We start from the raw sequence: 6,812 nt of genomic DNA on the forward strand, positions 1-6,812 counted from the left end.
CGCCTCGCAGCTCCTGTCCTCCCTCTACAGGCCGGGATGGGAGCCGCGCCCCTTCACCCTCCTGTGTTGGGCCGACCACGAGACGACGCTCGCCCGGATGCTGGCCCGCGGCGAGGCGGACGACGCCCGCCAGACCACGCGGGACCGGGTCGACACCTACCGGCGTCTCGCCGACGAACTCAGCCTGCCGATCCTCGACACCTCCCGCACCACGCCGGAGGAGGCGACCGAGCAGGTCTTAGGGATGCTGGCCGCGCGGGGCCATCCCCGGCGATGAGCCGTCCGGGGGCCGACGATCCGATCGTCATCGCCGGGCACTCGCACCGGAAGGCGCTCGGCGTCGCCCGCGGCGACCGGTCGCTCGGCCCGGCGCTGGCGCCCCTCGAGCCGCCGGACCCGCGCTTCGCGGCGCTTTCCGGCGGCCCCAAGCACGCGATCTACTGGGACCGCCTCTGCGACCTCGCCCCCGGCCGGCGCATCGCCCTGGTCTGGGAGGGCAACCGCTACAACGACCAGTTCCTGCTCCAGGGCGATCCCCTGTTCGACTTGTTGGTAGCGGAGCAACCCGACGCGCCCCTGATCCCCGGTGCCGTGCTGGTGCCGGAGCGCGCGGTGCGGGAGCGCTTCAGTGAGACCGCCGCGAGGTTCTCCGACTTCCTAGAGCGCCTGACGCAGCGGATGCCCCGCCGGATCGGGCTGGTCGGCGGTCCTCCGCCCAAGGCCAATGGTGCGCGGCTGTCGGCCCTACTCCGGGTCGGGGCCTACGACGAGAAGCTCGCCGTCGTCCACGGGCTCAACCCTGTGCGCCTGACAGTCACGCCGGCCTCGATCCGGCTGAAGCTCTGGCAGGTGGAGCAGACCGTCCTCAAGGCGGTCTCCGACCGCCACGGCTGCCTCTACGTCGGAGCGCCAGCTGAAACCGCGGACGCAGAAGGCTGCCTCAGGGCGGAGTTCTGGGCAGAGGACGCCACCCACGCCAACATCGGCTACGGCCTACTGATGCGCGAGGCGATCGCCCGGGCCTTCGCGGAGGCGGACGCCTGATGTTCAATACCCAAGGAGACGGCGCGCGATGCGACTGGTGATGACCCTGCTGATCCGCAACGAGATCGACATCATCGCGGACTTCCTCACCTACCACCTCGCGCAGGGCGTCGACTTCATCTGCATCACCGACAACGGCTCGACGGACGGCACCCTCGACGTGGTCGCCCGGTTCGTTCCCACCGGGCGCATCTGCCTGCTGATCGAGGAGGACCAGGATTACCGCCAGTACGCCTGGGTCACGCGTATGGCACTGCTGGCCAAGGAGTTGCTGAAGGCCGACTGGATCATCAACAGCGATGCGGACGAGTTCTGGCACGCGGCCGGCGGCACCCTGAAGAACGTGCTGGCGACGGCCTCGGCCGACGTGCTTCACGTCCGCCGCCGCAACATGATCCCGCCGGTGGAGGGGCAGGATCTGCACGTCCTCAAGCACGGCACACTGGCGGTGACGAACCCGGTGGCGGACCGCGCCCGCTCGAAGCTGATCCGGCGGGTCAGCGCCAAGGCCGTCTGCCGGGCGCGCGGGCTGACCGGAATCGGCCAGGGCAACCACGAGGCGCATTACGACCGGCCGGTCACGAGCGCGAACGAGGAACGCATCACCATCTACCACTACCCGATCCGGACCTACGCGCAGTTCGAGGCCAAGGTGATCCAGGGCGGGGCAGCCTACACCCGCAATACCGAGTTCGACCCGAGCGTCGGCGGCCATTGGCGCCGCTGGTACAGGACCTGGCAGGAGGGGGACCTGCGCGCGGAATACGACCGCATCGTCCTGGGCGAGGCGGAGCGGGCGGCGGCGCAGGGCGACGGCATCCTCGCGCACGACGACACCATCGCCCGGTTCTTCCGGTGAGCGGACGGCGTCAGCCGTTCTCGTCCGGGGCGTCGACGTTCTGCTCGCCGAGGTCGAAGGTGTATCCTTCGAGCCAATCCGCGCTGTCCTGGGAGCCGGCCGGATACGGGTTGGCCTCGACGGGCTCGCCCTTCGTCCGGGCGGCCTTGCCCTCTTCCATCACCGTCGCCGATACGTAGGCCATGGGCACCGTCTCCTGTTCCGTAGCGTTATAACGCGGCAGCGCCCGACGGCGAGGAAATGGGGCTGGCCCCGAAGGGCCGGACCGGGGAGTTCGAACCACGCATGGATACATCCACGGGTCACGGCCGCTACGGCTACAGCGCCCTGCCGACGCGCCCGGCCTACGACTGGCCGGGGGGCAGGCGGCTCGCGGTCTACCTCGCCCTGAACCTGGAGACCTTCGATTTCGGCTCCGGGCTCGGGGCCGAACTAGCGCCCGGCGGGGTACAGCCGGATGTGCTGAATTATGCTTGGCGCGACTGGGGCAACCGGGTCGGCGCGTGGCGGATCAAGGACTTGCTCGATGACCTGCACATGCCGGCGAACGTGCTCGTCAACAGCCGGGTCTACCGGGACTGCCCCGGCCTGGTCGAGGCGTTCCGGGCGCGCGGCGACGAGATCGTGGCGCACGGCCGCAGCAACGCCGAGCGCCAGGGCACCCTCGACGAGGCGGGCGAGCGGGCGCTGATCCATGAGGCCACCGCGATCCTGACGCGGGAGGAGGGACGGGCGCCCGCGGGCTGGCTCGGCCCCTGGATCTCCCAGTCGCGCCTCACCCCCGACCTCCTGGCCGAAGCCGGCTACCGCTACCTCCTGGACTGGGCGCACGACGACCAGCCGGTCTGGTTCTCCACGCGCGGCGGCGGGCGCATCCTCTCGGTGCCCTATCCGCAGGAACTGAACGACATCCCGGCCATCGTGGCGCGCAAGGACACGGGCCGGCAGTTCGCCGAGGCGATCGTGGACGCCTTCGACGAGATGCGGGAGCAGTCACGCGACGCGCCCCTGGTGATGGGCATCGCCCTGCATCCCTACATCGTCGGCCAGCCCCACCGGCTCCGGCCCCTGCGGCAGGCGCTGGCCCACATCGCCGCCCATCGGGACGCGGTCTGGCCGACGACGGCCGGCGCCATCGCCGAGCACGTCGCGACGATGGCAGACCTGCCGTCCTGAGGCCGGTCCAAGCCGGCGACGCCGCGTGCGTCCGGCCCGGCGGCTCGGCCCGGAGGGCCGGCGCCCGTCCTCAGGCGATGCGCACGCTGGTCAGCATCTGCGCCGCCCGCCTCACCTCGTCGGCGATCAGTTCCTCGCTCGCCCCGTCCACCGGCAGGTCGGCCAGCAGCACGTCCACGTCGCGCCGCACGTCCTCGCGCACCTCGGGGTCCTCCTCGGACAACCGGCCGATGAGGACGCCCATCACGATCTCCATCGCGACCATCTTGGCATAGAGGCGCGAGACCGCGTCCAGAGGCTCGTCGGCGTTCTCGTCCATCGCGGGCTCCATCGATTCGGCAGGTGCCGCCGATGTAGACCAACGCGAGGCCCATGGCCTCATGGATCGGCCTCACGGATCGGCCTCACGGATCGGTCGGGCGCTCGTCCATGGCTTCGGACGGATCGCCGCCCAGGGCGCGGCGGGCGAGGATCTTCATGACGCCGTCTCCGGTGATGCGCAGGTCGTCGGCGAGCGACCCCTCCGGATCGGATTGCGCCAGGGATGCGGCGCCCTCGCTCAGCAGTTCCCGGAAGCGGGCCTTGTTGAAGCCGAAGGGCCGGATGCTGCCGATCAGCGCGAACACGACGGTCTCGAGGATCAGCGCGTCGGTCATGATCGATTCCTCGTCCGCCGCCTCCTGTTCCAGCATCCGTTCGAAGCGTTGGGACATGCAGGTCTCCGGCTGAGGTGTCGGACCCTGGCTGCGGTCAACGGCCAAGCCGGAGGATAGACGCAGCTTTCATGCCGTGCAGGGACTGAGCACGGCCTAAACTCCTCAGGCTTGTACTTCGATCCACGCTGCTACCCACTCAGCGCATGGCTGAATTGTCTCCCTATCATATCGGTTCATGCCTCGAAGCACATCGAAGCGGAGCGGGGCGTTGCAGCCGAGGCCGCGTCGAGAAGGCCCGGGTCGCATCCCTGCAATGCCGGAAACAGGTCGATCTCGAACCACAGGACCATGGCACCGGGCGCTCACGGACCGGCCGTCTTCGGCCGCCGGGACGGGTGGGTCATCGCCTCGAGTTCCAGCAGCTGGTTGAGCTGCGCCTCGGTGAGCAGGCCCTCTTCCAGCACGAGGTCGGCGACCGAGCGGTTCTCCTTGAGGGCGCGTTGGGCGACCCGCGAGCTCGCCTCGTAGCCCAGCGTCGGCGCGAGCGCCGTGACGAGGCCGATCGAGCCCTGGACGAGGCTGCGGCAGCGCTCCCGGTCGGCCTCGATGCCCTCGACGCAGCGCTTGGTCAGGGTCTCGATCGCCGCCGTCAGCATGCGCATGGAGGAGAGCACGCAGTAGCCGATGGTCGGCTCGAAGGCGTTGAGCTGGAGCTGGCCGCCCTCGGCGCACAGGGTCACCGTGAGGTCCTGCCCGATCACCATGTAGGCGACCTGGTTGACCACCTCCGGGATCACCGGGTTGACCTTGCCCGGCATGATCGAGGAGCCGGCCTGGACCGCCGGAAGGCGGATCTCTCCGAAGCCCGTGCGCGGCCCCGAGGAGAGCAGGCGCAGGTCGTTGCAGATCTTGGAGAGCTTGACCGCGACGCGCTTGAGCACGCCGGAGAACAGAACGAAGGCGCCGAGATCCGAGGTCGCCTCGATCAGGTTGCCCGCCAGCACCATCGGCTGGCCGGCCACCCGCGACAGTTCCTCGACGGCGAGCGCCGCGTAGCGCGGGTCGGCGTTGATGCCGGTGCCGATGGCGGTGGCGCCCAGGTTCACCTCGCGGAACAGCGCGCTGATGTCGGTGAGCCGGCCCACGTCCTCCTTGATGGTGGCGTGGAAGCCGTCGAACTCCTGGCCGAGCGTCATCGGCACCGCGTCCTGGAGCTGGGTCCGGCCCATCTTCAGCACGTCGGCGAACTCCACCGCCTTGCCCTTGAAGGCGTAGGCGAGGTCGTCCAGCGCCCGCGTCAGGGGCTGGGTGGCGAAGATCACGGCGAGCCGCAGCGCCGTCGGGTAGGCGTCGTTGGTGGACTGCGCCATGTTGACGTCGTCGTTGGGATGCAATGCGTCGTAGCTGCCCGGCTTCCTGCCCATCAGCCCGAGGGCGACGTTGGCGATGACCTCGTTGGCGTTCATGTTGGTCGAGGTACCGGCGCCCCCCTGGATCGCGTCCACCACGAAGGCCTCGGCGTAGCGCGCCTCGGTTGCGACCAGGATGCAGGCGCGGTCGATGGCGTCGGCCTTCTTCGGGTCGAGGTAGCCCAGGCGCCTGTTGGCGCGGGCCGCTGCCTGCTTCACCAGCGCCAGCGCGCGCACGAATTCCGGGAAATGGCCGACCGGCACGCCGGTGATCGGGAAGTTCGTCACCGCCCGCTTGGTGTGGATGCCCCAGAGGGCGTCGGCGGGGACCTCGTCGTAGCCGAGGAGATCGTGCTCGGTCCGGGTCCTGGCCCCCTCCATCTCGACGGTGCGGACCTTGGCGACGGCGAGGTCGCCCGAATTCGTGGCGTCCTGCACGGGCGGCGTCACGGTGCCGACCCTGTTGCCGGTGACTGACTTCTCGCCGGTGCCAGACTTCTCGCCGGTGCCAGACTTGCCCTTGGTCATCGGTGACTCCGTCGCTGGACGATGGACGGAGGATGCGCTCGGGGACTGCACGAATTCAATGCCAAATCACCAATACCGTGTCGGCTCGATCGAAGCGGACACGGTATCGGGAAGCCCGCGCGGCGCTTGAGCGAAGCCGAAATCCGCATCGCGAAGCGATCAAACGGATTTCGTATGTGCCGCATTCGAAATCTGCGCGTTCCGCGCCCACGGGGCCGCGGACAGGGATCGGGCGAGGAAGCCGACCAGGGCCGTGACGCGGGCCGGGCGTGGGTCGCCCGGCGGGCTGACGAGGTGCAGGGCGATCGGTGGAGGCGACCAGCCGGGCAGCACCCGCTCCAGGCGCCCGTCCCGCAGGTCCTCCCAGAGCATGAAGTCGGGCTGCACCGCGAGGCCGAGGCCCGCCCGCAGGGCAGGGCCGAGGGCGTCGGCGTTGTTGGCCCGCAGGGGGCCTTCGGGCGCGACCACGGCCTCCGCGCCGTCCGCGTGGATGAAGCGCCAGCGGTCCGGCACCGGCAGGTAGGCGTAGCCGAGGCAGGCATGGCCGGAAAGGTCATGCGGGTGGCCGGGGCGGCCGTGCCGGTCGAGATAGGCGGGGGCGGCGACCAGCGAGCGGTGCACGGTGCAGAGGCGGCGTGCCCGCAGCGAGGAATCCGCGAGCGCCGCGATGCGCAGGCCCAGGTCGAAGCCGCCGCCGACGAGGTCGATCAGGTCGTCGCCCAGGTGCAGGTCGACCGAGATGCCGGGGTACTGCAGCAGGAAGGCCGGCAGCAGCGGCGCCACGTGCATCACCCCGAACGACATCGGCGCGGCGAGCCGCACCCGGCCCCGCGGCTCCGAGGCGGAGGCGGTGGCCGACGCCTCCGCCGCCTCGCCTTCGGCCAGGATACGCGCCGCCCCGGCCAGCGCCGCCCGGCCGGCCTCCGTCAGCGCCAGGGTGCGGGAGGTGCGGTTGAACAGCCGCGCGCCGATGCGCGCCTCCAGCCGTCCCACCGCCTTGGAGACCGTGCCCTTGGCGACGGCGAGGTCCAGGGCGGCCCGCCCGAAGGAGCCGGTCTCGGCGACCTTGGCGAAGACCGCCCACGCCTCGAAGTCGGGAAGCTTCATCACCGACCCCTCATGATCGAAAACGGAAACGAT

8 protein-coding genes and 1 pseudogene are annotated in these 6,812 nt (G+C 70.3%); 4 read left to right on the forward strand and 5 right to left on the reverse strand.

The genetic code is table 11. The features are described from left to right. The 3 genes and pseudogenes from COGEMETH_RS00645 to COGEMETH_RS00655 all read left to right on the forward strand — a co-directional run. Positions 1-277: pseudogene (locus COGEMETH_RS00645) on the forward strand (glycosyltransferase); the annotation flags it as partial. Continuing rightward, entirely contained in the window at positions 274-1,044 is a 771-nt protein-coding gene (locus COGEMETH_RS00650) for a hypothetical protein (RefSeq protein WP_238180692.1), read from the forward strand. The pseudogene COGEMETH_RS00645 and the gene COGEMETH_RS00650, both read left to right, overlap by 4 nt. A 28-nt stretch (positions 1,045-1,072) precedes the next feature. Continuing rightward, positions 1,073-1,903, forward strand: a complete 831-nt coding sequence (locus tag COGEMETH_RS00655) for a glycosyltransferase family 2 protein (RefSeq protein WP_238180693.1) — start codon at positions 1,073-1,075, stop codon at positions 1,901-1,903. Between the two features lie 10 nt (positions 1,904-1,913). On the opposite strand, the gene COGEMETH_RS00660 is transcribed toward COGEMETH_RS00655, so the two are convergent. Beyond that, positions 1,914-2,087, reverse strand: a complete 174-nt coding sequence (locus COGEMETH_RS00660) for a hypothetical protein (protein WP_238180694.1) — start codon at positions 2,085-2,087, stop codon at positions 1,914-1,916. 101 nt (positions 2,088-2,188) lie between these two features. Between COGEMETH_RS00660 and COGEMETH_RS00665 the strand changes: the two genes are divergently transcribed. Further along, on the forward strand, positions 2,189-3,079 hold the full coding sequence (locus COGEMETH_RS00665) for a polysaccharide deacetylase family protein (RefSeq protein ID WP_238180695.1): 891 nt from the start codon (positions 2,189-2,191) through the stop codon (positions 3,077-3,079). 70 nt (positions 3,080-3,149) lie between these two features. Here COGEMETH_RS00665 and COGEMETH_RS00670 read toward each other — a convergent pair whose 3' ends face one another. From COGEMETH_RS00670 to COGEMETH_RS00685, 4 genes are all read right to left on the reverse strand, one after another. After that, positions 3,150-3,398 (reverse strand): hypothetical protein, encoded by a 249-nt coding sequence (locus COGEMETH_RS00670; protein WP_238180696.1) that lies wholly within the window; start codon positions 3,396-3,398, stop codon positions 3,150-3,152. Between the two features lie 85 nt (positions 3,399-3,483). Beyond that, positions 3,484-3,792: a hypothetical protein gene (locus COGEMETH_RS00675; RefSeq protein ID WP_238180697.1), complete on the reverse strand. Its 309-nt coding sequence runs from the start codon at positions 3,790-3,792 to the stop codon at positions 3,484-3,486. A 305-nt stretch (positions 3,793-4,097) separates the two neighbouring features. Continuing rightward, a complete protein-coding gene (locus COGEMETH_RS00680) occupies positions 4,098-5,672 on the reverse strand; it encodes an aspartate ammonia-lyase (RefSeq protein WP_238180698.1) in 1,575 nt (524 codons plus the stop codon). Positions 5,673-5,831: 159 nt separating this feature from the next. Next, a complete protein-coding gene (locus COGEMETH_RS00685) occupies positions 5,832-6,779 on the reverse strand; it encodes a LysR family transcriptional regulator (protein WP_238180699.1) in 948 nt (315 codons plus the stop codon). Positions 6,780-6,812: the final 33 nt, after the last annotated feature.

This window comes from Methylobacterium trifolii (assembly GCF_022179685.1).
Lineage (GTDB): Bacteria > Pseudomonadota > Alphaproteobacteria > Rhizobiales > Beijerinckiaceae > Methylobacterium > Methylobacterium trifolii.

Bases quoted from the DNA above. Each gene is read 5' to 3' on its own strand.
- COGEMETH_RS00650 (WP_238180692.1), top strand. From the start codon at position 274: ATGAGCCGTCCGGGGGCCGACGATCCGATCGTCATCGCCGGGCACTCG.
- COGEMETH_RS00655 (WP_238180693.1), top strand. From the start codon at position 1,073: ATGCGACTGGTGATGACCCTGCTGATCCGCAACGAGATCGACATCATC.
- COGEMETH_RS00660 (WP_238180694.1), bottom strand. From the start codon at position 2,087: ATGGCCTACGTATCGGCGACGGTGATGGAAGAGGGCAAGGCCGCCCGG.
- COGEMETH_RS00665 (WP_238180695.1), top strand. From the start codon at position 2,189: ATGGATACATCCACGGGTCACGGCCGCTACGGCTACAGCGCCCTGCCG.
- COGEMETH_RS00670 (WP_238180696.1), bottom strand. From the start codon at position 3,398: ATGGACGAGAACGCCGACGAGCCTCTGGACGCGGTCTCGCGCCTCTAT.
- COGEMETH_RS00675 (WP_238180697.1), bottom strand. From the start codon at position 3,792: ATGTCCCAACGCTTCGAACGGATGCTGGAACAGGAGGCGGCGGACGAG.
- COGEMETH_RS00680 (WP_238180698.1), bottom strand. From the start codon at position 5,672: ATGACCAAGGGCAAGTCTGGCACCGGCGAGAAGTCTGGCACCGGCGAG.
- COGEMETH_RS00685 (WP_238180699.1), bottom strand. From the start codon at position 6,779: ATGAAGCTTCCCGACTTCGAGGCGTGGGCGGTCTTCGCCAAGGTCGCC.